The following is a 25,577-nucleotide window of genomic DNA, read 5'->3' on the forward strand; positions in this document are numbered from 1 at the left end:
AGGAGATTTGGATGCGATGAGCATGCGCGAGAAGATAAAAGCGGCGGCGGCGCGGTATCCGAACCAGCGCTCGGCGATCATGCCCGCGCTTCTGATCGCGCAGAAGGAACATGGTTATCTGCCCGGTCCGGTGCTGGAGGAGGTCGCCGACATCCTCGGCGTCGAGCGGATGTGGGTTTACGAACTGGCGACCTTCTACACGCTCTTCCATACCGAACCGGTGGGTCTGTTCCACCTGCAGCTCTGTGATAACGTTTCCTGCATGCTGTGCGGATCGGAGGACCTGCTGAAGCACCTGGAAGCGGTCCTGGCGATCAACAAGGGTGAGACCACCCCGGATGGGATGTTCACGCTTTCGACTGTGGAATGCCTCGGCGCCTGCGAGATGGCTCCGGTAATGCAAGTCGGCGACGATTACCACGGCAATCTGGATGTCGCGCGGGTAAACGCGTTGTTGGACAATCTTCGGGCTACAGCAGCGCGGGCGGCGAGCATTGAGCATGTTTGCGCGCAGCCGCCGGGAGAGTAGCGCCATGTTCGAGCCGGTTCTCCTCAAGAACATGAACGTGCCGGATGGTCATTTGCTGCCGACCTATGAGGCGGGCGGTGGCTATCAGGCGCTGAAGAAGGTGCTGCGCGAGAACACGCCCGATGAGATCGTCGACCTCGTCAAGGAATCAAACCTGCGCGGTCGCGGCGGCGCCGGTTTTCCGACGGGCATGAAATGGAGCTTCGTGCCGAAGCGGGGCGACAAGCCGAAATATCTGTGCTGCAATGCCGACGAAGGCGAGCCCGGCACCTTCAAGGACCGGATCATCATGGAGCGCGACCCGCACCAGCTCATCGAGGGGCTGGCGGTAAGCGCCTACGCGATCGGCGCCAAGACCGCCTATGTCTACATCCGCGGAGAGTATGTGACGGCGATCCGTCGCCTGGAGCAGGCGATTGCCGAGGCTCACGAAAGAGGTTACCTCGGGCGGAATATCCTGGGCTCCGATTTCGATTTCGCCGTGCATATCCATTGCGGCGCTGGCGCCTATATCTGCGGCGAGGAGACCGCGATGCTCGACTCGCTCGAGGGCAAGCGGGCGCAGCCCCGCCTGAAACCGCCGTTTCCGGCGGTCGAGGGGCTCTACGCCAGCCCGACGGTCATCAACAATGTCGAGACGCTCGCTTGCGTGCCGCATATCGTGATGCGGGGCTCGAGGTGGTTTCGGGAGATCGGCCCGGACAAGAGCCCCGGCCCGAAGCTCTATTGCCTCAGCGGACAAGTGCGCAAACCCGGTCTCTATGAATTGCCGATGGGCATACCGCTGCGGGAGCTGATCGAGAACCATGCCGGCGGTCCCTTGCCCGGACGCAGGATCAAGGCGGTGATCCCGGGCGGTGTCTCGGCGCCGGTCATCCCGGAAAGCGGGCTTGAGGTGGGGATGGATTTCGACTCGCTCGCTGCCGCCGGTTCGATGCTCGGCTCGGCCGGCGTGATCGTGATCGACGACTCGACCTGTATGGTCAAGGTCGCCACCCGGATCATCGAGTTCTTCCACCACGAGTCCTGCGGCAAGTGCACGCCTTGCCGCGAGGGGCTGAACTGGGTCGTGAAAGTGTTGCGCCGGGTCGAGGCGGGGCAGGGGGAGCCGGGCGATCTGGAACAGCTGGACGCGCTCTGTAAGGGCATTTTCGGGAATACGTTCTGCGCTTTGGGCGACGGCGCGGCTATGGGGCTGCGGGCCGCGCTCAAGCATTTCCGCGATGAGTTCGTCGCCCATATCGAGGAGCGGAGGTGCCCGTTTCACTGAGGTGCGCTGGAAGAAGACCGCGAGGAAGCCATGGTTCGCATTACGATCGATGAACAGATGCTGGAAGTGGAAGCTGGCTCCACGGTGCTGCAGGCCGCCGAGCGTTTGCGAATCGACATCCCGACCTTCTGTTACATGAAGCGGCTGCCGCCGCTCGCCTCGTGCCGCATGTGCCTGGTCGAAATCGAGGGGCAGCGCAGGCTGCAGCCGTCCTGCGCCACCGCAGTCACCGACGGCATGGTGGTGCGAACCAACACGCCGCTGATCGAGGAAACCCGCTCGTCCATGCTCGACATGCTGCTTGCCAACCATCCGCTCGACTGCCCGATATGTGATAAAGGCGGCGAGTGCGAGCTTCAGAACCAGGTGATGGCATACGGGCCGCGCGAAAGCCGGTTTCGTGATGCCAAACGGGTGTTCCACTCCGAGGACATCCGCCTCAGCCCTGTCATCATCATGAACGTCAACCGCTGTATCCAGTGCCAACGCTGCGTGCGGATGTGCGAGGAGGTGGTCGGCGCGGTCGCCCTGGGCACGGTCGAAAAAGGTATGGACACCGCCGTGACCGGCTTCGAGGGTAGTCTTGCAAGTTGCGACCAATGCGGCAACTGCGTCGAGGTCTGTCCAGTCGGCGCGCTGATGAGCTTCCCCTATCGCTACAAGGCCCGCCCGTGGGATCTGGCCGAGACCGACACGGTATGCCCACATTGCGGCACCGGCTGCCAGTTGACGGTCGGCACACGCAAGGGCGAGTTCATGCGGGTCCGCTCGAAGTGGGACGAGGGTCTCAACCGCGAAACCCTCTGCGTGCGGGGACGATTTGGCCTCGATTTCGTCGCGAGCCTGGACAGGATCAAGCGGCCGATGGTCCGCCGTGATGGCGCCCTCGTTCCGGTTTCCTGGGAAGAAGCGCAGAACTACCTAAGACAGCGCCTTTCGGCGGTTGAGGGAAGGGCAGCAGGCGGGCTTGCCTCGCCACGCCTTCCCAACGAGACGCTTTATCAATTCCAGAAAATGATGCGGACGATGTTCCGAACAAACAATATTGACTGCTCGTCGCGCTGGTCCACGCCTTTCGATGTGCTCGGTCCGTTGGTTACTAGCTTTTTCAGCCGCGCGCCGCTCCAGGACGTCATTGGAAACGCCTGCGTGCTCGTCGTCGGTGGCAACGTGACCGAGGAGAATCCGGTCACCGAGTATCTCCTGCGCGACGCTGCACGCCGCCGCCAGACGAGATTGCTCATGCTCTCGGTGCGGCCGTCCCGCTTGGACGCCGATGCACGGGCGGTCGTTCGCGTTTCGCCGGGCTGTGAGGCAGCGAGCCTTGCCGCAGTCGTGGCCTCTGTCGTAGCGGCCGGAAAGGACCTGCCGGACGACGTTCTTGCTGACATCGGAGCGACAATTGGCGGGCCGGCGGCCACCGGCAGCGACGCAACGTACCGTCTGGCCACGGCGCTGCTGGAAGGCGGGAGCGTCACAGCGCTTGTCAGCGCCGACCTCCTGAGGTCACCAACAGCGCGCGCGACGCTGCAGCAGCTCAACAACCTGCTGCAGGTTCTCCGCCTGCTCGGCAAGAACCCGACGATGCAGTTTCTCTTCGATCGCGCCAACCAGCTAGGCGCCTGGGATATGGGCGTTTTACCAGCCGCTCTGCCGGGACTGCGTACGGTCGCCGATAATGCCGCGCGCGCAACTCTCGAACGGGCCTGGGGCGCCGAGATTCCGTCGGAACCAGGCGTGGATTTCGACGGGATGCTGCAACTCTGCGACAGGGGGCGAATGGGTGCGCTCTATATCGTTGGAAGCGACCCCCTGATGTCCTATCCCGACCGGGAGTTTGTGCAGCGGGCGCTTCGTGCCGCGGGTCTGCTGATCGTGCAGGACGCATTTCTCACGGATACGGCGGGCCTCGCTGATGTCGTGCTGCCCGCCGCGAGCTACGGCGAGGAATCCGGCACTTTCACCAACAACGAAGGCCGGCTCCAGAAGGTCCGCAAGTTCCGTGAGCCGGTCGCCGAGGTCCGAGGCAATCTGGCGATCTTCGACTTTGTCGCAGCACTTCAAAGCCATACACTGCGGCCATCGGTTCAAACCGAGATTTTCGACGAGATCGCCCGGCTGGTTCCCGCCTATGAAGGCCTGACGCAGGATGGGCTAGACGCTGAGGGAGCATTCACCAAGGCGGCTCTCGTGCTCCCGGCTGGCAGGTTCTTCGCCCCACCGGCGGTGCCCATTGCAACCGACAGGCTCATGCTGGTCACTGGCAACTGCCTGTTCCACAATGGGTATCTTTCCGAGCGCTCGGAAATCCTGAACACGGTCGCCGACGACCCCTATGTCGCAATGGGTGCGTGGGACGCGGCACAACTTGGCCTTTCGGATGGCGATCAGGTGGCTGTACGATCCGCCCAGCACGAACTGACGGCAAAGCTCAAGATCGACAGGCATTTCCCGCAGGGACTTGTGTTCATTCCCGAAAATTACAGAGCCCTTCGCCTCAACAGCCTGATGCGGCGAGGCGAATATCCCTGTCCGGTGGACGTAAAAAAGGTGCACGTACCATTCGAGATCACCACCGTCGCCGGGTTCGGGGCAGAGCCCGAGAGGCCGAGCTGAGCCATAACCTTGCGCTTGCCGGCAGCGTCAGTGGTAATGAGCAGTTCCGCAAATGTAATTGTACAGATCCTCCTCCGTGCGCATCGCTTCCTCAAGCCTGTACTTGACCACGTCGCCGATGCTGACAACGCCGGCTATCTTGTCGCCATCCATGACCAGCACATGGCGCGTGCGCCGCTCGGTCATGATCGCCATGACAAGAGGCAGTAAATCGTCGGTCGAGCAGGTCGCCACACGGCGGTTCATGATCTCGCCGACGCGCATGACGGGCGCTTCGATTCCGTATTCAGCGACTGCGTTGCAGCAGTCCCGCTCCGACACCGTTCCCAGGCATTCCCCGGGGGAACGGCCGACAATAACGAAGCCGATGTTGTTTTCGCGAAACAACCTCAGGACCTCAACCATTGTATGGTCCGGCGTGACCGAGACGATCTCGGGGGATTTGGTCTTCAAGATTTGGCAGACAAGCATTTTGACCTCCTGTCTGCGCGCTTCGGCTTGATGGCTGGCGCGCGTTCACGTTCGTCGGATATTCTGCCACCAGTTGTACCCTTGTGGCTCGCTCGTCTCGACCAGAACGTCCTGTTCAGTGTTCAGGCGCGCCGAGACCACGCCGCCGCCGGTCACAGCTTTGCCCGGCTTGGCGAGCAGATCGTCCCGTCCAATCACCAAGTCACGCGAGGAAAAACTCGAGAATTCGTACTGCTGGCCAAGCGCGATCGCGTCGGCCGGGCAGGCATCCTCGCACAGGCCACAGAAGAGACACCGTGCCGTATCGATCTCGAATTTTGCCGGGTGACGGTTGCCCTTCTCGTCCTCGTAGGGGATGACTTCGATGCAGTCGCAGGGACAAATTCGCGCGCAGAGTTCGCAGGCCACGCATTTGATCTCGCCCTCTTCGTCGCGCTTTAAGAAATGATGCCCGCGGTAACGCGAGTAGGGCAACCATTTTTCCTTGTCAGGATACTGCATGGTCACGGATCTGGAGAACATGTAGCTAAAGGTCAGAGCCAAGCCGCTCGCCAGATCGGCGAAGAAAGCCCAGCCGATCCATGTTCCAATGCTGTCTCGTGCGCGCGACATCGGCGCTCCACTACGGAGCCGCTGCGGCCCCTAAAAGAAAACAAGACCAGTTATGATTATGTTCGCCATCGACAAAGGAAGCAAGACTTTCCATCCGATCGCCATCAGCTGGTCGTAGCGGTAGCGAGGGAACGTGAAGCGGAACCACATGAACAAATAGACGAAGAACGCGACCTTGAGCGCAAACCAGAGGAGCGGTGGCAAGGGGATCAGTACGCCGTTCCAACCGCCGAAGAACAGGATTACTGCCAGGACCGACACCAGCAGTACGATGGCATATTCGCTGACCATGAAGAACGCAAAACGGATGCCGCTATACTCGGTATGGAACCCGGCGCCGAGATCGCCTTCAGCTTCTGCCAGGTCGAAGGGAATGCGCTGTGCTTCGGCCAGTCCGGCGACGAAGAACACGAAGAATCCGATCGGTTGGTAGACGATGTTCCAGACATCGGCTTGCGCTCGCACGATCTCGAGCAGGCTCATGGATTGCGCCAACATGACGACGCCGATCACGGCGAACCCCATTGGGATCTCGTAGCTTATCATCTGCGCGCAGGTCCTGAGGCTGCCCAGGACCGCGTATTTGCTGTTGGCGGCCCAGCCGCCGAAGATAACGCCATACACCTCGATCCCGATCACCGCGAAGACGAAAAGGAGCGCGACATTCATATTGGAAACGTAGAGCGTGACTTCGGCGCCGAGGACCGAGACGGTTTCGCCGAAGGGGATCGCGACAAAGACGACAAAGGGCGGAGCGAGCGCCAGGATGGGAGCCACCTTAAACAGGAAGCGGTCTGCCTCGGCCGGGATGTGGTCTTCTTTGGTTAGAAGCTTGATTCCGTCCGCCATCGGTTGCAGCAGCCCATGCCACCCAACGCGCATCGGTCCCATCCGTTGCTGCATGTGTCCGGCGATCTTGCGTTCCAGCCAGGTTAGAGGCAAGGGCAGCAGCAGCAGCATCGCGATCAGCAACGCGACCTTGAAGACGATCAATCCGATGGCCAATAGGAGTTCCATGATCCGCGGCTGCTTGTTCACGGGTTGAAACACGCGACCGGACTTTTGCTCCGGCTACGCACTGCGTCGTCTGCACCTGTCAGGCCACAGGATACAGCTGCGGCGCACCCCGTACAATACGACCATCTTCATGTCGTCGCAGGGCGGTGTCGCATTGTACGTGGCTAACCGCTTGCAGCTGAAGATGAAGAGCCCGGTCATCAGCTGCAAGAACCACCGGGGCGGAGTGTCTCGGCAAATCCCGTGCAGTCGTAAATATGAGCCATCGACTAGACTCGGACACGTCAAGTTTATCTTCGTGAAGGTGAAAACGAGCAGGCTTGAGCGTGACGCTGCTTCCGCCACATCGCGTTGCAAAGAAAAGGGCGGCTGATGGTGAGCCGCCCTTCTGCATGACAATCGCGATGGTCAGTTAGGCCGGCCGTTCTTCTCCAGCCCGCGGCTTCCATGTGATGAGACGCTTTTCGGCGACATCGAGGAACAGGTCGATGATCAGAACGAACACTGCAAGGATGATAATGCCACCGAAGACGCCTACCGCGTCGAAGTTGCCTTCCGAACGGGCGATCAGGTAGCCGAGGCCGGCGGATGCGCCAAGGTACTCGCCAATGATCGCGCCGACGACCGCGAAGCCGACAGAAGTGCGAAGCGAGGAAAGTATCCAGGTGGCGGCTGCAGGAAAGTAGACGTGGCGCAACAGGTCGGACCGCCGCGCGCCGAGGATGCGCGAGTTCGACAGGACGACCGGGTTGACTTCGCGAACGCCCTGCAGGGCGTTGAAGAACGTCACGAAGAACACGAGCGTGACCGCGAGCGCAACCTTTGACCACAGGCCAAGGCCAAGCCAGAGAACGAAGATTGGGGCGAGCACAACGCGGGGAATAGCGTTCACCGCTTTGATGAACGGGTCAAGGATGCGAGCGACATACGGGCTTAGTCCCAACCAGACGCCCGCCGCAACGCCGAGACCCGTGCCGATCAGATAGCCCAGAACAGTCTCGCTGAGAGTGATGCCGACGTGCTTGTAAAAGCCCGGATCGACAACCCAGCTGACTACTTGGTTGACGATGTCATATGGTGCCGGGAAAAAGAACCGATCGATGACGCCGGATGTCACACCAACTTGCCAAGCGCCGAGGATCACGGCCAAAAGTGTAACTTGGATTAGACGGACGTTAATGGCCTGCATAGCTTTTCTCCACTTCGCCCCTCAGGGACGCCCAGATATCGCGATAAAGGGTCATGAACTTGGGGTCGAGCTTGATTTCGGCCACGTCTCTCGGGCGCTCTAGATCGACACCGAAGCTCTCGATGACGCGGCTGCGCGGGCCGGCAGCCAGAACCACCACGCGATCACCGAGCGCGATTGCCTCTTCGAGATCGTGCGTGATCATGACCACGGCACGTCTATCTTCCTGCCAAAGTTTCAGCAGTTCGTTCTGCATCAAATGCCGCGTGTGTATGTCCAACGCTGAGAAAGGCTCATCCATCAGGATTACCTTGGGCTCGGTGATCAGCGCCTGCGCCATCTGTACGCGCTTGCGCTGGCCTCCTGAAAGTTGGTGAGGGAAGCGGCTCTCAAAACCCTTCAGCCCAACCTTTTCCAGCCAGGCCATTACCTTAGGGTGACGTTCTTCTGCCGCCACACCGCGAAACATCAGTCCCAACTCTACGTTCTGGTAAGCCGTCTTCCACGGCAGCAACGCGTCCTGCTGGAATAGATATCCGATGTTGTTCTGGACGTCCTTTACGGGCGTCCCATCGATACAAACTTCGCCTTTTGCGGGTTTCAACAGGCCCGCGATTGCATTGAGAATGGTCGACTTGCCGCACCCCGTAGGACCGACAATGGAAAGGAACTCACCGTTACCAACCGTGAGATTCACGTTTTCGACTGCGACAAAGGCTCCGAACGCCATGGTGACTTTGTCAATGGTGACCATCGGGGGAAGGCTAGGTTGAGACGCCGCCTCGATCTTCCTTGCTGCGTTTGACATATTTAACCCCTTAGTTTTCAGCACTGTGGCCAGCGGCTTCGACGAACTTGTTGGTGTAGGTCGTATTGAGGTCGATCGTGGCCTTGCCGACGCTTTCGTTAAAGCTCTTGAGAACTGCGAGGGGAACCTCGAGGTCGGCGGGCGTGAACCGGCCGTCTTGGGAGAAGATCGCCTTCGCGTTCTCCACTGCCTTGATGTAGGTCTGCTTATCGCCCGAGACGAAGTCGTCGGGGAGTTGGGCGACGATCTCCTCGGCAGAGTGTTCCTTCATCCAATGAAGCGCCTTCACCGTCGCATTGGTAACCTTCTGAATGACCTCAGGGTGCTCGTTGATGTAATCTTGGTTGGCATAGAGCACTGACGTCGGATAGATGCCTCCGTAAACAGCTTTGGCACCTTCGTCGCTCCTCGCATCGATAAGTATTTTGCCAAGCCCACGCTCTACGACGATCGTGGCGGCGGGGTCGTAGTTGACCAGGAGGTCGATTTTGCCCTGCTGCAAGGCGGCGACAGCCGCGGCTCCCGAGCCGACACCGATGATCGAGATGTCATTGTCACTCAGGCCATGCTGCTTGAGGTAATAACGGATGAAGAAGTCGGACGAGGAACCGGGCGAGGTGATGCCGACGTTCTTTCCCTTGATTGTTTCCGGTTTCGCCGGATCGAAATCGCTATCGTTCTTGCCCGCGAGAACAAGGCCTGAATTCCTTGCGAGCTGGACGAAGCCGACAACATGCTTGCCTTGGGACTGCATCTGGATCGTGTGGTCGTAGAAACCGACAGCGACATCCGTCGATCCGGCCACCAGGGCCTGGAGTACTTTCGAGCCGCCTTGCGCGAAGTTCTCAGTCGTGACGTCCAGGCCCTCTTGCTTATAGAATCCCAGGCTTTCGGCGACAGGGAAAGGTAGGTTGTTTAGATTATAGGAGCCCACGCTCATGCGAACGGAGTCGGCATTAGCTGCGGTAGCGAGAGACAGCGCGGTAGCTGCTGCCAAGAAATATTTACGCATGAGATTTCCTCCCTATTTGCTCCGGTCCTCGCCGGAGCAGGTTATGCAGCGTGTTCGACACGCTCGTTCGGCTTGGCGAAGGCATAGCCTTCGAACAGTCTCCTCGCGGTCCTGACTAGGCCCGCGACTGTCGATCCGTTTCGCGTCTCCAGCTGCACGTCGATACGTCCGCTGGGGTGTTCGATACGAACCAGCGTCGGCAGTCCGTTTTCGCCGACGATCTGTGACGCTACCGTTCCTGAGGTAGTGGCGGCGGTAGCGATTCCGACTGCACCGGTGGTAGCGAGGGCCGGATGGCAGTCGTTGGGCATGAAGTATCTCACTGACAAAGTCCCGCCGTTCCGCGCCGGCGAGATCAGGACAGGCTTAGGAATGATCATGTCGGACACGTCTCCCATGCCCATCAAACGACCTGCCTCGGTGCGGATGGAGGCGAGGCGGTCGATAAGCTGAAGGTTCGCCGATAGCGAGGCGGCGTCTTCGTAACCGGTCACGCCCATGTCTGCAGCGCGAACAAGGACCATCGGGATGGCGCAATCGATTGCGGTAACTTCGATACCTGCGATGACGTCCGAAGGGTTGCCAGTGGGGAAGAGCTTTCCCGTTTTAGCGCCGGCCGCGTCCAGGAAGGTGAGGGCGATTGGAGCGGCGAGGCCCGGTACTCCATCGATCGAAGCATCGCCCAGATAGATGACCTCGCCTTTCCGTGTCGGAACCTTCGCCTCGATGATTTTTCCCGTGTTGACGTTGTGAATGCGCACGACAGTGTCAAAATTCGCGGCTGCTACTAGACCGGCCTCGATTGCGAACGGACCGACAGCGGCGAGCATGTTGCCGCAATTCGGCGAGTAATCCACGATCTGTCGGTCGGTGCGCACCTGTGCAAACAGGTAGTCGACGTCCGCTCCAGGAACGCTAGCTGGACCGATGATGGCGACTTTCGACGTCACCGGGTTTCCTCCTCCGATCCCATCAATCTGCAGCGGGTGCCCCGATCCCATGATGGAAAGCAGCGCTGCGTCGCGACCAGCTTGATCGCCAGGCAAATCGGAGGCCAGAAAAAACGGGCCCCGCGAAGTGCCGCCGCGCATAAGGACGCATGGTATGCGTATTAGGTCGTTCATTACAGGTCCTCGAATATTGCGCAAGTCGGATTAATGGTCTTGCTTATTGCAATATGTGGAACGTCGGCCTAATTGTGAAATGCAATCTTTGAAGGGATTATTGCAATATGAGCATCAATTGCGAAGTATTGGATCTCCGTGCCTTTCAGGCGGTGGTAGACCTTGAGAGCTTTCACCGAGCTGCCGAGGCTCTCAATATTTCACAGCCGGCTCTCACCAGGCGCATCCAGAAGCTCGAACAGTCGATCGGCGCGCCATTGCTGGATCGGACGACCAGACATGTAGCTGCCACGGCGACCGGGCAGGAGCTACTTCCGCTAGTGAGGCGGATGCTCGAGGAGTTCGATGGTTCTCTTTTTGCCCTCAAGGATGGCGGTTCGCAGCGGCGCGGACTGATCACGATGGCGTGCGTTCCAACTGCTGCCTTCTATTTTCTGCCAACGGTCATCAAGAAGTTTGGCACTGACTATCCCCATATCAGGCTGCGTATCCGCGATCTAACAGCCAACGAGGGGCTGCAGGCGGTGGCTCGCGGGGAGGTCGAGTTTGGCATCAATCTGATGGGAAATTCGGACCCAGACCTTTCGTTCGAACCTTTGATCGATGACCCCTTCGTGCTTGCCATGCGCAAGGATCACCCGCTCGCAGCTCATGACCAGGTGAATTGGGGGCAACTCGACGGCTACCCTCTCGTAGTCGTTGATCGCTCGAGCGGTAACCGGGTCCTTTTAGACGGCGCTCTTGCGAAGCATAATCTTCGCTTGAACTGGTTCTATGAGGTCACTCATCTCAACACGTCGCTAGGACTGGTCGAAGCCGGGCTCGGTATTTCAGTTCTTCCTCGGCTAGCGACGCCTCAAGAAGAGCACCCGTACTTGGTCTCGCGCCCAATCATCGACCCGGTGGTGACCCGAACCATCGGTATCGTCCGCCGCCGCGGCGCGCAACTGTCGCCCGCTGCCGGAAAGTTCATCGAGGTGCTTTTGAAGACGTGGAAGGGTGGCACTCTCACGCCTGATGTTGGCTAACCTCATTGGTGCACTTGCAGGAATGTCATGCAGAGGCCTTCATTGCGGCGCGCGTTCGGCGCGCCTAACGTCAGCCGACACTGGCGATAAGGAGCCTATCGGATGGCAAAGATCGTACGACTAGAGCGAACACGAGGATCTCGCTAACCTACAAAGCTCGCACTTGACGCTAGCCAATCTTTGCGAAATGCTAAGATGTCAGACCAATTTGAAGGTCGGGCTGCCTATAAAAAATTTGGGGAACCATGAAGGCATCAAGCAGCGACAGGCCGGTTATCCGGCCGCTCCCGGCAATCGATCGGGCACGTCAGGTGACAGACGCCTTGGCCGATTATGTTCAGAGCGCGCAGCTGAAGGCCGGCGATCGGCTACCGGCAGAGCGTGAACTGATGTCAGCGCTGATGGTGGGCCGTTCGACGATCCGCGAAGCGATCCGTCACTTTCAGGCGCTGGGCGTCATCGAAACCCGCAAGGGCAGCGGCACTTACCTGCTGAAGCCGGTTTCGAAGGCGACGATCCACATGCCGCTGTCGCTTGATACCGGCCATCTGCGCGATGCGTTGCTGCAAACGCTCGAGGTGCGCCGCGGGATCGAATGCGAGGCCTGCATGGTCGCCGCGCGAAAGCGGACCGACAAGGATCTCATCCTGATCGAGCAGAACCTCAACGAGATGGAACGTGTCCACATCCAGAAGGGCACATCGGGACCGGAAGACCTCGCCTTCCATCTGGCAATCTATGACGCCACCCACAATCCGCTTTTCCGCCAGCTTCTCGAGCAGATGCGAGAGACTTTCTGGCAGTTCTGGGAGCACCCCTTCGAGCGCGAGGATTTTGCCCGCCGCTCCTTCCCCTTTCACCGTACGCTCTTCAACGCGATCGCCGCCCGGGACGCCGAGGCCGCACGCAAAGAGACATTGAAAATCCTCGAAGTTGTCGAGGAAGATATCAAGGAAATGTCCAAATGAATAACGGCGCAGACGCGTTCGATCTTGCCTCGCTCATCACCGCACACGACGAAGGAAACTTCGCCGAAGCCGTCGTGCCGCCGATTTTCCAGACATCGCTTTTCACCTTTTCCGACTATGACGACATGATCTCCTCCTATCGGGGCGAGAAGGTCCGGCCGATCTATACCCGCGGCCTCAATCCGACTGTTCGCATGTTCGAGGAAATGCTGGCAAAGCTCGAAGGTGCCGAAGATGCGCTCGGCTTTGCAAGCGGCATGGCGGCGATCTCTTCGGCGGTGCTGTCCTTCGTCGAGCCGGGCGACCGGATTGTTGCCGTCAAGCATGTCTATCCCGATGCCTTCCGCCTGTTCGGTACGATCCTGAAGCGCATGAAGGTCGAGGTGACCTATGTCGATGGTCGCGATGAGGAAGCCGTGGCGAAAGCGCTGCCCGGCGCCAAGGTCTTCTACATGGAAAGCCCGACGAGCTGGGTGATGGAAGCCCACGATGTCGGCGCGCTCGCGGCACTCGCCAAGAAGCATGGCATCGTCACCATGATCGACAACAGCTGGGCGAGCCCCTACTTCCAGCAGCCGATCTCACTCGGCGTCGATATCGTCATCCATTCGGCCTCGAAATATCTCGGCGGCCACAGCGACGTCGTCGCCGGTGTCGTCGCCGGCTCGAAGGAGATGATCGCCCGCATCAAGGCAGAGGCCTATCCCTATCTCGGTGGCAAACTCTCGCCGTTTGATGCCTGGCTTCTGATCCGCGGCCTGCGTACCCTGCCGATCCGTATGCGAGCGCATGAGGCGGCCGCGATGACGATCGCCAAACGCCTGCAGGAGCTCGACGTGGTGGAGACTGTCTGCCATCCGGGCCTTGCCAATCGCCTGCCTGCGGGCCTCAACGGCACATCGGGCCTGTTCTCCTTCATATTCCGCGAGGGCGTCGATATCCGCGCCTTCGCCGATCACCTCAAGCTCTTCAAACTGGGAGTGAGCTGGGGTGGGCATGAAAGCCTGATCGTACCAGGCGAGGTCGTCCTTCAGCAGAAGGCGCAACCGAATTCCGCGCATACCTTCGGGATCCATGCGCGGTCCGTACGTCTTCACATTGGCCTCGAAGGAACCGAGGCCTTGTGGAAGGACATCGAGGCGGCATTGGCGGTCGCCTCTTAAGTTCACAACCTCAAAAACCTGAAAAGGGGGAGCAAGCATGAAGAGACTGATTACGGCCACTCTACTCGCCACGATGATGGCCGGTACGGCACTCGCCGACACCACGCTCAAGCTGGTCGAGGTCATCACCAGCCCCGAACGCACCGAGACGCTGAAGTCGATCGTCGGCAAATTCGAGGCTGCAAACCCCGGCACCAAGGTCGACATCATCTCGCTGCCCTGGAACGAAGCCTTCCAGAAGTTCGCGACAATGGTTTCGGCCGGCGACACGCCTGACGTCATCGAAATGCCCGACACCTGGCTTTCGCTCTATGCCAACAACGGCATGCTCGAAAGCCTCGAGCCTTATCTTGCCAAGTGGGAGCACACCAAGGGCCTGACGCCGCGCGCGCTCGAACTCGGCCGCGACGTCAAGAACACAGCCTACATGTTGCCCTATGGCTTCTACCTGCGTGCGCTGTTCTACAACAAGAAGCTCTTCCAGGAAGCTGGTGTTGCCGAACCACCGAAGACGCTCGACGATTTCGTCGCCGCCTCCGAGAAGGTCTCCAAGCTCCCCGGCAAGTCCGGCTACTGCCTGCGCGGTGGTCCGGGCGGCCTCAATGGCTGGGTGATGTTCGGCGCGACGATGGCCGGCTCCAACAAGTTCTTTAACGAGGACGGCACCTCGACCATGAACAGCGAAGGCTGGGCAAAGGGTCTCGAATGGGTCGTCGATCTCTACAAGAAGGGCCTGACGCCGAAGGACAGTGTCAACTGGGGCTTCAATGAAACCGTCGCCGGCTTCTACTCCGGCACCTGCGCCATGCTCGACCAGGACCCAGACGCTCTGATCGCCATCGCCCAGCGCATGAAGCCGGATGATTTCGGCGTCACCAAGATGCCGGCTGGTCCGAGCGGCAAGGCGTTCACGACGATCGGCTTCGCTGGCTGGTCGATGTTCACGACGAGCCAGAACAAGGATCTTTCCTGGAAGCTCATCGAAACGCTTGAGGGCCCGGAAGGCAACATCGAGTGGAACAAGCGCACCGGCGCCCTGCCGGTCCACACCTCGGCAGAGAAGGATCCCTTCTATGCCGGCGAGCAGTTCAAAGGCTGGTTCGAGGAACTGGCTGATCCCAACGTCGTTCCGACGGTGATGCCGACCTATCTCGAGGAATTCGCCTTCTTCAAGGACTCGCTCGCCATCAAGACGACGCAGCAGGCGCTTCTCGGCGACATCACGCCGAAGGAACTGGCTGACCAGTGGGCAGACTATCTGACCAAGGCACAGCAGAAGTTCCTCGCCAAGAAGTAACGGACCACCGGCGGCGGACCTGTCCGCCGCCCCTTCAGTTTCTTGCGACGGCGCAAAGCGCGCCGCGAAACGGACTTTGCCCGATGACCATCACTGCCGATACGCTAGACAGGCGCCAGGATAGACGCCCCTGGCTGAAGCGCGTCGCCGATGCCTCTGAACCCTATCTTTATAGTGCGCCGTCGCTCATCCTGATCATTGCAGTGATGCTGGTGCCACTGATGATCGGGATTTCCTACGCATTTCGCGACATCCAGCTGCTGAATCCGTTTTCGGGCGGCTTCATCGGGCTTGATCACTTCCGTGCACTCTCAAAAGACGCGGCCTTCTACGGTGCTCTGAAGAATACGCTCTTGTGGACAGGCGCCTCCGTCTTCCTGCAATTCGTCTTCGGCCTCATTCTCGCGCTGCTGCTCGACAAGCCGTTCTGGGGCAGGGGCGTCGTGCAGGCTCTCGTCTTCCTGCCCTGGGCGGTTCCTTCCTTCCTCGCCGGTCTGAACTGGGCGTGGCTGTTCAATCCCGTGATCGGACCAATCCCGCACTGGCTGTTTGCGCTCGGCCTGATGAGCGAGCCAGGAAACATCCTCTCCGATCCGCAACATGCCATGTGGGGACCGATCATCGCCAACGTCTGGTGGGGCATACCCTTCTTCGCGATCACGCTGCTCGCGGCTCTGCAGGCGATCCCGCGTGACCTCTATGAAGCGGCATCCATCGATGGCGCCAGCTGGTTCCAGCGCTTTCGCTCGATTACCTTGCCCTTCCTCGCGCCGACCATTGCCATCACCGTGCTGCTGCGCACCGTCTGGGTCTCCAATTTTGCCGACCTGATCGTCGTCATGACGGGCGGCGGACCGGCCGACCGGACGCAAATCGTCGCCAGCTACATCTTCACGCAGGCCTTCAGGCGCCTCGACTTCGGCTACGCCTCGGCGATCGCGCTGGTGCTCTTGGTGCTGCTGCTTGCCTATTCGATGCTGATCATCCTGCTGCGGCAGACCCTGCTGAACAAGGATTGATGTTATGAAGCGGTCCATTCTCCCCACCCTCGCGCATCGCCTGGCCATTCTCTGCTACATCGCGTTTGCGCTGTTTCCACTGTTCTGGCTGCTCAAGGTGTCGGTGACGCCGAATGACCTGCTCTACACGGAGGGGGTCAGGATGTGGCCATCGAGGACGACATGGGAACACTATTCCTTCGTCATTCAGCACAGCGCTTTTCCGACCTTCTTCAAGAACAGCCTGATCGTGTCGACCTCGACCGCCGTCGTCGTTACGATCTGCGCCTCGCTTTCCGGCTACGCCCTGTCGCGATTTAATTTTCGGGCCAAGTATTGGATCGTCGCGTTGATGCTGCTGACCCAGATGTTCCCGCTTGTCATGCTGGTTGCACCGATCTTCAAGATCCTGACGCCGTTGCATCTGACAAACAGCCTCACCGGTCTCGTCGTTGTCTACACCGCCTTCAACGTGCCCTTCGCCACCTTCCTGATGCAGTCGTTCTTCGACGGTATCCCGAAGGATCTCGAGGAGGCGGCGATGATCGACGGCGCAACGCAGTTCACTGCCTTCCGGCAGATCATCCTGCCGCTGACGCTGCCTGGCATCGCGGCAACGCTCGGCTTCGTCTTCACCGCTGCGTGGAGCGAACTGCTCTTTGCCCTCATGCTGATCAACGGCAACGACGCGGCAACTTTCCCGGTCGGGCTTCTGACCTTCGTTTCCAAATTCTCCGTGGATTTCGGGCAGATGATGGCGGCGGGCGTGCTCGCGCTCATCCCGGCCGGTCTCTTCTTCCTGCTTATCCAGCGTTATCTCGTCCAGGGCCTGACGGCCGGCGCGGTCAAGGGTTAATCAAAATGGCATCGATCGATATCCAGAACGTCAAGAAGGCCTACGGTCCCGTCAAGGTGCTGCACGACGTCGACCTCAGGATCAGGGACGGAGAGTTCGTCGTACTCGTCGGCCCGTCGGGCTGCGGCAAGTCCACCCTGCTGCGCATGATCGCAGGTCTGGAGGACGTTACCGGCGGCGAGATCCGCATCGCCGGCAATCGGGTCAACGAACTGCATCCGAAGGACCGCGATATCGCCATGGTGTTCCAGTCCTACGCGCTCTATCCGCACATGAATGTCGCCGGCAACATGAGCTACAGCCTGAAGCTTCGGAAAACGGCCAAGGAAAAGATCGCCAGCGCAGTCGGAGCAGCCGCCTCCAAGCTTGGCCTCGACCCACTGCTGGAACGCCGGCCGAAGGCGCTTTCGGGTGGCCAGCGCCAGCGCGTCGCCATGGGTCGCGCCATCGTGCGCCAGCCGAAGGCCTTCCTCTTCGACGAGCCGCTGTCGAACCTCGACGCCCGACTGCGCGAACAGATGCGCGCGGAGATCAAAAAACTGCACGGCGACCTGAAGGCGACCTCGATCTATGTCACCCATGACCAGATCGAGGCGATGACGCTGGCAGACAGGATCGTTGCCATGCATGCCGGCGTCGTGCAGCAGGTCGGCAGCCCTCTGGAACTCTACGATCGCCCTGCCAACCTCTTCGTCGCCGGCTTCATCGGCTCGCCGGGCATGAATTTCCTCGACGCGACCTATGCTGACGGCGGTGTCCGTCTGAAGGATGGAACGATCGTTCCTTTGGCTGCGCCGCTGTCACTCGCAAACGGCGCCAAGGTCACGTTGGGGATCCGGCCGGAGCATGTCGTCATTGCCGATCAGGGCGGTCTGAATGCAAACGTCGAATTGGTCGAACCGACGGGATTCGGCATCATCCTGCATCTGTCGCTGCACGGTCTGCCGTTCAAGATCTTCACGCTCGACCGTGCTGCGCTGACAGCCGGTCCAACGATCAACGTGTCGTTCCCCGCGCAGCATCTGCACGTCTTCGACACGGATGGAAACAGAGCAAAATAGGAAACGAGCCTCAGCCGTGGGCAAGGCTGCCGCGCAGCACGGCGTCATTGAAGGCTGGTCTTGGCGTCGGAATGGCGATCGGCATCACCGCTTCAGGGGTGATGGGCACGGCCGTTTCCGTCGGCGTCGGCACGGCCGGTTCTCTTCCCAATGTGGCCCCTGACCCCGGCATTGGGATCGGCACCGGGACGGTGGTTGGAACGAGCGCCGCAAACTGTGCTGGCATCAGGCTCTGGCCGGGCAGATAGTTCATGGCAACTTCATACGAGGGCAGGGGCGCTGGCGTTTGCAGCTCGCCGTCCCGGCCGCGCTTCTCGTAAAACGCATTGCCGCCGGCAATCGCCACGTAATGCATGTTCCGGTACGAGAACTTCAGACCGTCTGTGTGAAAGAACATCGCGTCCTTGACACCCGGATGCCGTTCGCCACGCAAGATTGCGTCGGCAGCGTCTGTCAGTTCGATCTCGGCCATAGGCTCGACTTCGCGCGTCATTACACCAGGGGCGAACTGCCTCTCCTGGGCAACGACGCCGCAGATCGAATCGGGATAGGCACCCGACGTCAGCCGGTTCATGACCACGGTTCCGACCGCCATATAGCCGTCGCGATCCGAATGCTCGGATTCAAAGTACATTGCCCGCTTTAGGCAATCGCGATCCTTGGCATTATAATTGAAGGTGACTTTTGTCAGCTGCGCCGTCTGCGCCGCGTTCCTTGGCTTGGCGGCCTGGCTAGCCACCTTTGGAGCCGGTTGCTGGGCGGTCGTGCAGCTCGCAGCCGCCATGCCCGCAAACAAAATCCCGGCGAGAGATTTTCCCAACGCTAGATGCGCCCTCAATGGCAGGTGCCCCCTATCTGGAGTAGTAAGCCCTTCTCGATTAAGTGGTCGCTTTTCTACCTGCGTTTCGGGTAAATTTCAAACCCAATTAGTATCACAATTTGATTTGGCCGCCTTTTGCCTGCTGAGCCGGCTGATTCGCGATCGCATAACGCACTGAAAGCGATGATAGTCGCTACTGCAGGTGACGTCCGCAATGGTCGAAATCAGCCTGTCGTCACACGCTGATTCGGGGCGCACCAAACCGCATGAGCCCCGTTCCTATCCCTATCGCGCTGCGTGGAACAATTTCCACCGCTTCGGTCGGAAGGCGATCCGGCTGCGATCGAGGCTTCCGGCCTGCGATGGCGACAGTTCCAGTTCGATCGGTGGATGCCCCTTGCCGATGTCAACCTCGATGTGGCGCGTGCCGGCGACGCGCCGGCTGGTCGTCAGCAAGCCAGCGATGCAGCCACCGCAACCATCTCGCAGTTCGATGTCATGTGGCCGAAAGTAGAGCTGGGCATCCCCATCCGCTTCGTTTTCGACCTTGAGCCCAAGCGGCCGGTCCTCGAACCAGATTTCTCCACCATTGACCTGCACGTCGAGACAATTGGACTGTCCGACAAAGCCGAAGACAAAGGGAGAGTTCGGGTTGTCATAAACCTCATCGGGTGTTCCGACCTGCTCGATCGCGCCCTGGCTCATGACGACAACGCGGTCGGCAAGCTCCATCGCCTCGTCCTGGTCATGCGTGACGAAAACGGTCGTGTGACCCGTGCGATCATGGATCTCGCGCAGCCATTTGCGCAGGTCCTTGCGCACCTGGGCGTCGAGCGCGCCGAAGGGCTCGTCGAGCAGGAGCACGTTTGGTTCGACCGCCATGGCGCGCGCGAGCGCGACGCGCTGGCGCTGGCCGCCGGATAGCTGGGCCGGATAGCGCTTCTCAAGACCGGACAGTTGGACAAGGTCGAGAAGCTCCAGCGCCCGCCTGCGGATTTCCGCCTTAGGTGGCCGTCGCGCGCCATCACGCACGTTCAGGCCGAAGGAGACATTGTCGAGCACGGTCATATGCCGGAACAGGGCATAATGCTGGAACACAAAGCCAACATTGCGCTGCTGCACGGTCTTCTTCGACGCGTCCTCGTCGCCAAAGTAGATCAGTCCTTCCGTCGGGCTCTCCAGACCGGCGATGAGGCGCAGCAAGGTCGTCTTGCCGGAGCCGGACGGCCCCAGCAGTGCGATCAGTTCGCCGGAGCGGATGTCGAGCGAGACGTCGTGCAGCGCCGGAAACCGGTCGAATTCCTTGCGCAGGTTTTGTACGCGAACTTCCATTACTTATTCCTTCAGTGCCGCCGGCTGGCGGCTATTTCTTCGCTGTATCGCATCTCGAGCAGCGTCTTCAAAACAAGGGTCACGAGTGCAAGCAACGCAAGCAGGGTGGCAACGGCGAACGCGCCGGTGAAATTGTACTCGTTGTAGAGAATTTCCACCTGCAGCGGCATCGTGTTCGTCTGTCCCCGAATATGGCCGGAGACCACCGATACGGCGCCAAACTCGCCCATCGCGCGAGCATTGCACAACAGCACGCCGTAGAGCAGACCCCATTTGATGTTGGGCAAAGTCACATACCAGAAAGTCTGCCAGCCGCTGGCACCGAGCGAAAGCGCCGCCTCTTCGTCGCCCGTTCCCTGTTCCTGCATCAGCGGGATCAGTTCGCGTGCCACGAAGGGGAAGGTGACGAACATGGTGGCGAGGATCAGCCCGGGAACGGCAAACAGGATCTTGATGTCGTGGGCGCTCAACCAGTGGCCAAGATGAGTGTTGGCACCAAGCAAAAGGACGAACACCAGACCCGAAATGACAGGCGAGACTGAAAAGGGCAAGTCGATCAACGTCGTCAGGAAGGCCTTACCCTTGAACTCGAACTTGGCAATCGCCCAGGCAGCCGCCAGGCCAAAGATCAGGTTGAGAGGCACGCTGACGCCGGCGACGATGAGGGTCAGGCGGATGGCCGAAAAGGTCTCCTCGTCCTGCAATGCCTCGAGGAACGCCCCGGCACCCTTACGGAACGCTTCGACGAAGACTGCCGCCAAGGGTAGAAGCAGGATGAGCGTCAGGAAGATGAGCGAGGCAAGGATCAGCGTCCAACGTGCAAACCGGTGCTCGGTAACGGCGGAACGCACCTTTGTTGGCTGAAGGCTTGTATCAAGCGCCATAGCCATACCTCCGTCTGCGCCAACTCTGGATAAGGTTGATAATCAACAACATGACAAACGAGATCACCAGCATCACGGCGGCGATGGCTGTCGCGGCTGCATAATTGTATTCTTCAAGCTTGATGACAATCAGCAACGGTGCGATTTCCGACCGGAACGGAAGGTTGCCGGCAATGAAGATCACCGAGCCATATTCGCCGACCCCACGGGCAAAAGCGAGCGCGAAGCCTGTCAAAACAGGTGGCGCCAATCCGGGTAGAAGCACACGAAAGATGGTCTGAAGACGAGTGGCGCCGAGCGTAGCGGCGGCCTCCTCGACCTCCTTGTCGATCTCCTCCATGACAGGCTGCACCGTGCGCACCACGAAAGGCAAGCCAACGAAGACGAGAGCAATGACGATACCGAGTGGCGTGAAGGCGATCTTGATGCCGAGCGGCGTCAGGAACTGTCCGATCCAGCCGTTCGGTGCGTAAAGGGTCGCAAGCGCGATGCCGGCCACGGCGGTCGGCAGCGCAAAAGGCAGGTCCACCATGGCATCGATGACGCGCTTGCCGGGAAAGCGGTAGCGCACCAGCACCCAGGCCAGCACGACGCCGAAGGCAGCATTGATGCAGGCCGCCGCAAAAGCGGCGCCGAAGCTGATGCGCAAGGCGCTCAGGGTGCGAGGATCGAAGGCAATGGCCAGGAACTTTGCCAAGCCAAGCTCGCTTGACCGCCAGGCAAGGCCTGAAAGCGGTATCAGGATCAGAAGGGTGAGCCAGGTCAAGGTAAGGCCGAGCGCCATTCCAAAGCCTGGAATGACGCTCGGCCGTCTGAACCGCCACCGCGTGGGGCTATGTGCTTTCATGCGACGTATTATTGTGCCGGCTTGTAGATTTGGTCAAATACGCCGCCATCGCCGAAGAATTTCGGCTGCGCTTCCTTCCAGCCGCCGAAATCATCGATCGTCGCCAGCTTCAGGTTCGCGAAGCGCGCAATGTCTGCCTTATCGGCCGCTTCGGGCTTGGTCGGCCGGTAGAAGTGCTTGGCTGCAATCTTCTGGCCCTCGTCCGAATAGAGATAGTTCAGGTAAGCCTCCGCGACCTTGCGGGTACCCTTCTTGTCGACGTTGCCGTCAACAACGGCGACTGGCGGGTCAGCGCGGATCGAGAAAGTCGGCGTCACGATCTCGAACTGATCGGGACCGAGTTCTTCCAGGGAAAGATACGCTTCGTTTTCCCAGGCAAGAAGAACGTCGCCGAGACCACGCTGGACGAAGGTGGTCGTTGCGCCACGCGCGCCGGTATCGAGAACGGGAACATGTTGCAGGAGCTTCGTCACGTATTCCTTCGCCTTGGCGTCATCGCCGCCATTTGCCTGCTTGGCCCAAGCCCAGGCCGCGAGGAAGTTCCAGCGGGCGCCGCCTGAGGTCTTCGGGTTAGGCGTGATGACCTGGACGTCGTCCTTCACCAGATCGGCCCAATCCTTGATGCCCTTAGGATTGCCCTTGCGAACAAGGAAGACGATCGTGGACGTGTAGGGCGTCGAATTGTTCGGGAATTTCGTTTTCCAATCAGCGGGAATCTTACCGGTCTTGGTGGCAATCGCGTCGATATCACCCTCGAGGGCAAGGGTTACCACGTCGGCATCAAGCCCGTCGATGACCGAGCGCGCCTGCGCGCCGGACCCGCCATGCGACGCCTTGATCGTCACCGCCTCACCGGTGTCCTTCTGCCACTTCGCAGCGAAGGCGGCGTTGAAATCCTTGTACAGCTCTCTCGTCGGATCGTAAGATACGTTGAGAAGCGTCTGGTCCGCGAATGCGGGAGCGACAGCCCCGATTGCGACGCTGCCTGCCAGCGCCACAGCCGCGAGAAGCCGTGTAATCCTTATCGACTGCATGGAAAACCTCCTTCGTTTGTGGCCGAAACTCTACCAAGTTGGTCGTATAATGAAACGAAGAATGTTTCTGTTCCAAGCCTGAGTCTGGAATGGCATCCCATTTGAGGCGCGCTTTGGAAATGGACGTGCTCTCCTTGGCCACGGCAAAATCCGAAAGACAGGGCATGCGAAGGTCTCCGTCTGCCAGCACTTACCCTTCATATTGGCGAGGCCTTCAATTCCAAGAGCGAGACCGATGTGGTCGCCAGCAACGAGACGAACCATGTTTCGATCCGCTATCAGTACGAAGGCGACGTCATCACCGCTGGTATCGCTCTGGACGAACTGGAGGACCCCTACGGCCCCAAGCCCGGCGAGGGGCCGAATACGCTGGGCGTTGCCGGACCGCCTGTGGAAGGCTTCCTCCGGTTTCAAGCGCGATGTCTGACCGATCCACCGCATCCATCTGATCGTCAAACGCGCGAGTCGGCCAGGAAATCAGAATAGAGCTCTTCCGCGGTTCTTGCCTGGCGCATGGCGGCCAGAACCCCCGGTGTCTGCAACTGACGCGCGATCGCCGCCAGCACGTTCAGATACTCACCGCGGTTCGCCTCGCCAAACAGGAGCGCGAAGGCAATATCGGTTGGCACGTCGTCAACGGCCTCAAAATCGAGCGGCCGCGCGAAGCGTACGAGCAAGCCACGCGGATGCGTCATCCCTTCGACGACGGCATGCGGAACGGCTACGCCATTGCCGATGCCGGTCGAGCCAAGGCTCTCCCGGCTTTCCAGGGCCTGCAATATCTTCTTTTCTTCGATGCCGAAGGCGGCGGCGGCCTTCTCCGCGATAGACTGCAGCCCTCTCCACTTCGTCGCCACCGACACGCCGATGAAGCTGTGCTCGGGACGGATGATCATCGAAAGGTCCATGAAGTCTCTCTTGTCATTTGTGCGAGGACGGCCGGCGAGCGCCGAGCTCGCACCCGAGTATCGTTGCCATTGCCGCAAACTGATTTCCCGGGCCGCATTGCTCCCGCGTTCATATGCCGGGACGAGATAAAGGTTCGAGCGTGATAGGCGACCACAAATATAAACACCACATAAAGATCATCCAAATTTTCAATGAATGCTTGAAGATCATTCAAGTGATTACCCGCTTATTGAGAATGAATCGGCGACCGATATTCACTCCGTCGAACAACGAAACCCTGGAGTGACCGAAATGACCAGAATCGAAAACCTTAGCGGCAAAACCGCTCTCGTCACCGGCGGCTCGCGCTCCATCGGCGCTGCTATCGCAAGGCATCTGGCGGCAGCAGGTGCTGCAGTCGCTATCACCTACAGCGCATCGCCCGATAAGGCTGCGGCTGTCGTGCGGGAGATCGAGGACGCCGGCGGACGCGCTATCGCGATCCGGGCGGATGCCGGCGATCCAGCGGCCGTACGTGCCGCCGTCTTGACGACGGAAGAAACCTTCGGCTCGCTTGATATCCTCGTCAACAACGCCGGCATCGCGCTTGGCGGGCCGATCGAGGACATCAAATTCGAAGACTACGAGCGGATGATCGCCGTCAACGTCACGGGCGTCTTCGTCGCCACGCAGGAGGCCGCGCGCCGAATGAAGCCGGGCGGCCGTATCATCCACATCGGCTCGTCGATGTTCCGCTATGCGGCCTTCCCGACCGCCTCGCTCTATACACTGACCAAGGGCGCCGTCGCCGGCTTCAACCGCAGTCTCGTGCGCGACCTCGGTCCGAAGGGCATCACCGTCAACACCGTCCATCCCGGGCCGACCGACACCGACATGAATCCGGACGGCGGTCCGGTCTCGAAGATCGTCGGCCCCGGCCTGGCGATCGGGCGCTACGGCAAGGACTATGAGATCGCCAGCGTCGTCGCCTATCTCGCAAGCCCCGATGCCGCCTTCGTCACGGGCGCCGACATCGTCGCCGATGGCGGCTTCACCGCCTGATCATAAGCTTTCATCGCAGGAGAAAACCAATGTCCATCGGTATCATCGGCGCCGGCAATATCGGCGCCGCCTTTGCCCGCGCGCTCGCCCGGGCTGGCATTCATGCCGCCATATCGAACAGCCGCGGGCCCGAAACGCTCGCAGCGCTAGCCGCAGAGCTTCAGCCTTTTGTGACCGCAACTACGGTGGAAGCGGCAGCAAAGGCCGACATCGTGCTCGTGGCCGTTCCCTGGTCGAAACTGCCGCAGGCGCTTTCCGGCTTGCCGGACTGGCACAGCCGTATTGTTATCGACGCCAACAATCCGATCGAGGCGCCGCTCTTCAAGCCCGCTGCCTTGGATGGCCGCCTGTCCAGCGCGATATTTTCCGAATACGTACCCGGCGCTCGTGTGGTCAAGGCATTCAATCATCTGCAGCCGCATCTTCTCTCTGGCAACCCTGCAGCCGAAGGCGGCAAGCGCGTCCTGTTCTATTCCGGCGACGACGCAAGCGCCAAGGCCCGGATCGGCTCCCTGATCGAAAGGCTAGGCTTCTTCGGCATCGATCTTGGCCCGCTCGCCCTCGGCGGCAGCCTGGTGCAGTTTCCGGGCGGGCCGTTGCCCGCATTGAACCTCGTCAAGTTCGGCTGATTCCTCGCGGGGATATCCTCGTGCGAGATGAGCAATTCATCATTTCATGGGCAAAAGCCTTT

25 protein-coding genes and 1 pseudogene are annotated in these 25,577 nt (G+C 60.0%); 13 read left to right on the forward strand and 13 right to left on the reverse strand.

Annotation, left to right across the window (positions count from 1 at the left end; all coding sequences use genetic code 11):
- The first annotated feature begins 16 nt into the window (after positions 1-16).
- The 3 genes from nuoE to nuoG are packed head-to-tail and all read left to right on the forward strand — an operon-like array spanning position 17 to position 4,415.
- Positions 17-529 carry an NADH-quinone oxidoreductase subunit NuoE gene (nuoE, locus tag FHT71_RS00675; RefSeq protein ID WP_132588164.1) on the forward strand — a complete coding sequence of 171 codons (513 nt, stop codon included), beginning with the start codon at positions 17-19 and terminating at the stop codon, positions 527-529.
- Between the two features lie 4 nt (positions 530-533).
- A complete protein-coding gene (gene nuoF / locus FHT71_RS00680) occupies positions 534-1,799 on the forward strand; it encodes an NADH-quinone oxidoreductase subunit NuoF (RefSeq protein WP_132588163.1) in 1,266 nt (421 codons plus the stop codon).
- A 30-nt stretch (positions 1,800-1,829) separates the two neighbouring features.
- Complete coding sequence (nuoG, locus tag FHT71_RS00685; RefSeq protein ID WP_183718669.1) at positions 1,830-4,415, forward strand: NADH-quinone oxidoreductase subunit NuoG; 2,586 nt, start codon at positions 1,830-1,832, stop codon at positions 4,413-4,415.
- Between the two features lie 27 nt (positions 4,416-4,442).
- Here nuoG and FHT71_RS00690 read toward each other — a convergent pair whose 3' ends face one another.
- The 7 genes from FHT71_RS00690 to FHT71_RS00720 all read right to left on the reverse strand — a co-directional run bounded on the left by FHT71_RS00690 (position 4,443) and on the right by FHT71_RS00720 (position 10,648).
- Positions 4,443-4,886: a CBS domain-containing protein gene (locus FHT71_RS00690; protein WP_132588161.1), complete on the reverse strand. Its 444-nt coding sequence runs from the start codon at positions 4,884-4,886 to the stop codon at positions 4,443-4,445.
- Between the two features lie 45 nt (positions 4,887-4,931).
- A complete protein-coding gene (locus tag FHT71_RS00695) occupies positions 4,932-5,498 on the reverse strand; it encodes an NADH-quinone oxidoreductase subunit I (protein WP_132588160.1) in 567 nt (188 codons plus the stop codon).
- Between the two features lie 30 nt (positions 5,499-5,528).
- A complete protein-coding gene (gene nuoH / locus FHT71_RS00700) occupies positions 5,529-6,515 on the reverse strand; it encodes an NADH-quinone oxidoreductase subunit NuoH (RefSeq protein WP_132588159.1) in 987 nt (328 codons plus the stop codon).
- 412 nt (positions 6,516-6,927) lie between these two features.
- Positions 6,928-7,704 carry an ABC transporter permease gene (locus tag FHT71_RS00705; protein WP_007795397.1) on the reverse strand — a complete coding sequence of 259 codons (777 nt, stop codon included), beginning with the start codon at positions 7,702-7,704 and terminating at the stop codon, positions 6,928-6,930.
- Positions 7,691-8,458, reverse strand: coding sequence for an ABC transporter ATP-binding protein (locus FHT71_RS00710; protein WP_037083189.1), 768 nt, complete (start codon positions 8,456-8,458; stop codon positions 7,691-7,693). Before FHT71_RS00710 ends, FHT71_RS00705 begins: the two co-directional genes overlap by 14 nt.
- Positions 8,459-8,522: 64 nt before the next feature.
- Positions 8,523-9,524, reverse strand: coding sequence for an ABC transporter substrate-binding protein (locus tag FHT71_RS00715; RefSeq protein WP_165933032.1), 1,002 nt, complete (start codon positions 9,522-9,524; stop codon positions 8,523-8,525).
- Between the two features lie 41 nt (positions 9,525-9,565).
- Positions 9,566-10,648 (reverse strand): 4-oxalomesaconate tautomerase, encoded by a 1,083-nt coding sequence (locus FHT71_RS00720; RefSeq protein ID WP_165933031.1) that lies wholly within the window; start codon positions 10,646-10,648, stop codon positions 9,566-9,568.
- 107 nt (positions 10,649-10,755) lie between these two features.
- Here FHT71_RS00720 and FHT71_RS00725 point away from each other — a divergent pair, with 107 nt between their 5' ends.
- The 7 genes from FHT71_RS00725 to ugpC all read left to right on the forward strand — a co-directional run bounded on the left by FHT71_RS00725 (position 10,756) and on the right by ugpC (position 18,019).
- A complete protein-coding gene (locus FHT71_RS00725) occupies positions 10,756-11,676 on the forward strand; it encodes a LysR family transcriptional regulator (RefSeq protein WP_132588158.1) in 921 nt (306 codons plus the stop codon).
- A gap of 245 nt (positions 11,677-11,921) precedes the next feature.
- Positions 11,922-12,644 (forward strand): FadR/GntR family transcriptional regulator, encoded by a 723-nt coding sequence (locus tag FHT71_RS00730; RefSeq protein ID WP_132588157.1) that lies wholly within the window; start codon positions 11,922-11,924, stop codon positions 12,642-12,644.
- A complete protein-coding gene (locus FHT71_RS00735) occupies positions 12,641-13,807 on the forward strand; it encodes a PLP-dependent transferase (RefSeq protein WP_007795419.1) in 1,167 nt (388 codons plus the stop codon). The genes FHT71_RS00730 and FHT71_RS00735 overlap by 4 nt, the downstream gene beginning before the upstream one ends.
- A 37-nt stretch (positions 13,808-13,844) precedes the next feature.
- The gene (locus FHT71_RS00740; protein WP_132588156.1) at positions 13,845-15,104 is read left to right on the forward strand and encodes a sugar ABC transporter substrate-binding protein; all 1,260 of its coding nucleotides are present in this window, start codon (positions 13,845-13,847) and stop codon (positions 15,102-15,104) included.
- Between the two features lie 83 nt (positions 15,105-15,187).
- Positions 15,188-16,123 carry a sugar ABC transporter permease gene (locus FHT71_RS00745; RefSeq protein ID WP_132588155.1) on the forward strand — a complete coding sequence of 312 codons (936 nt, stop codon included), beginning with the start codon at positions 15,188-15,190 and terminating at the stop codon, positions 16,121-16,123.
- A gap of 4 nt (positions 16,124-16,127) precedes the next feature.
- Complete coding sequence (locus FHT71_RS00750; RefSeq protein ID WP_132588154.1) at positions 16,128-16,958, forward strand: carbohydrate ABC transporter permease; 831 nt, start codon at positions 16,128-16,130, stop codon at positions 16,956-16,958.
- Positions 16,959-16,963: 5 nt separating this feature from the next.
- On the forward strand, positions 16,964-18,019 hold the full coding sequence (gene ugpC / locus FHT71_RS00755) for a sn-glycerol-3-phosphate ABC transporter ATP-binding protein UgpC (RefSeq protein WP_007795431.1): 1,056 nt from the start codon (positions 16,964-16,966) through the stop codon (positions 18,017-18,019).
- A gap of 10 nt (positions 18,020-18,029) precedes the next feature.
- Here the strand turns inward: ugpC and FHT71_RS00760 are convergent, their stop codons facing one another.
- From FHT71_RS00760 to FHT71_RS00780, 5 genes are all read right to left on the reverse strand, one after another.
- Complete coding sequence (locus tag FHT71_RS00760) at positions 18,030-18,857, reverse strand: cell wall hydrolase (RefSeq protein WP_132588153.1); 828 nt, start codon at positions 18,855-18,857, stop codon at positions 18,030-18,032.
- 267 nt (positions 18,858-19,124) lie between these two features.
- Entirely contained in the window at positions 19,125-20,171 is a 1,047-nt protein-coding gene (locus FHT71_RS00765; protein ID WP_132588152.1) for a sulfate/molybdate ABC transporter ATP-binding protein, read from the reverse strand.
- Positions 20,172-20,182: 11 nt separating this feature from the next.
- Positions 20,183-21,055, reverse strand: a complete 873-nt coding sequence (gene cysW / locus FHT71_RS00770; protein ID WP_132588151.1) for a sulfate ABC transporter permease subunit CysW — start codon at positions 21,053-21,055, stop codon at positions 20,183-20,185.
- The gene (cysT, locus tag FHT71_RS00775) at positions 21,045-21,902 is read right to left on the reverse strand and encodes a sulfate ABC transporter permease subunit CysT (protein WP_132588150.1); all 858 of its coding nucleotides are present in this window, start codon (positions 21,900-21,902) and stop codon (positions 21,045-21,047) included. The genes cysW and cysT overlap by 11 nt, the downstream gene beginning before the upstream one ends.
- Before the next feature lie 8 nt (positions 21,903-21,910).
- Positions 21,911-22,936: a sulfate ABC transporter substrate-binding protein gene (locus FHT71_RS00780; RefSeq protein ID WP_132588149.1), complete on the reverse strand. Its 1,026-nt coding sequence runs from the start codon at positions 22,934-22,936 to the stop codon at positions 21,911-21,913.
- A 228-nt stretch (positions 22,937-23,164) separates the two neighbouring features.
- Here FHT71_RS00780 and FHT71_RS32225 point away from each other — a divergent pair.
- Positions 23,165-23,320 (forward strand): annotated as a pseudogene (locus FHT71_RS32225) (porin); the annotation flags it as partial.
- A gap of 68 nt (positions 23,321-23,388) precedes the next feature.
- Here the strand turns inward: FHT71_RS32225 and FHT71_RS00790 are convergent.
- Positions 23,389-23,844 carry a PTS sugar transporter subunit IIA gene (locus FHT71_RS00790; RefSeq protein WP_132588148.1) on the reverse strand — a complete coding sequence of 152 codons (456 nt, stop codon included), beginning with the start codon at positions 23,842-23,844 and terminating at the stop codon, positions 23,389-23,391.
- 292 nt (positions 23,845-24,136) lie between these two features.
- On the opposite strand from FHT71_RS00790, the gene FHT71_RS00795 reads away from it, so the two are divergent.
- Both FHT71_RS00795 and FHT71_RS00800 read left to right on the forward strand, forming a co-directional pair.
- Positions 24,137-24,886, forward strand: a complete 750-nt coding sequence (locus tag FHT71_RS00795) for an SDR family oxidoreductase (protein WP_132588147.1) — start codon at positions 24,137-24,139, stop codon at positions 24,884-24,886.
- A gap of 29 nt (positions 24,887-24,915) precedes the next feature.
- Entirely contained in the window at positions 24,916-25,515 is a 600-nt protein-coding gene (locus FHT71_RS00800) for an NAD(P)-binding domain-containing protein (protein ID WP_132588146.1), read from the forward strand.
- Positions 25,516-25,577: the final 62 nt, after the last annotated feature.

The organism is Rhizobium sp. BK060, from assembly GCF_014193145.1.
GTDB lineage: Bacteria > Pseudomonadota > Alphaproteobacteria > Rhizobiales > Rhizobiaceae > Rhizobium.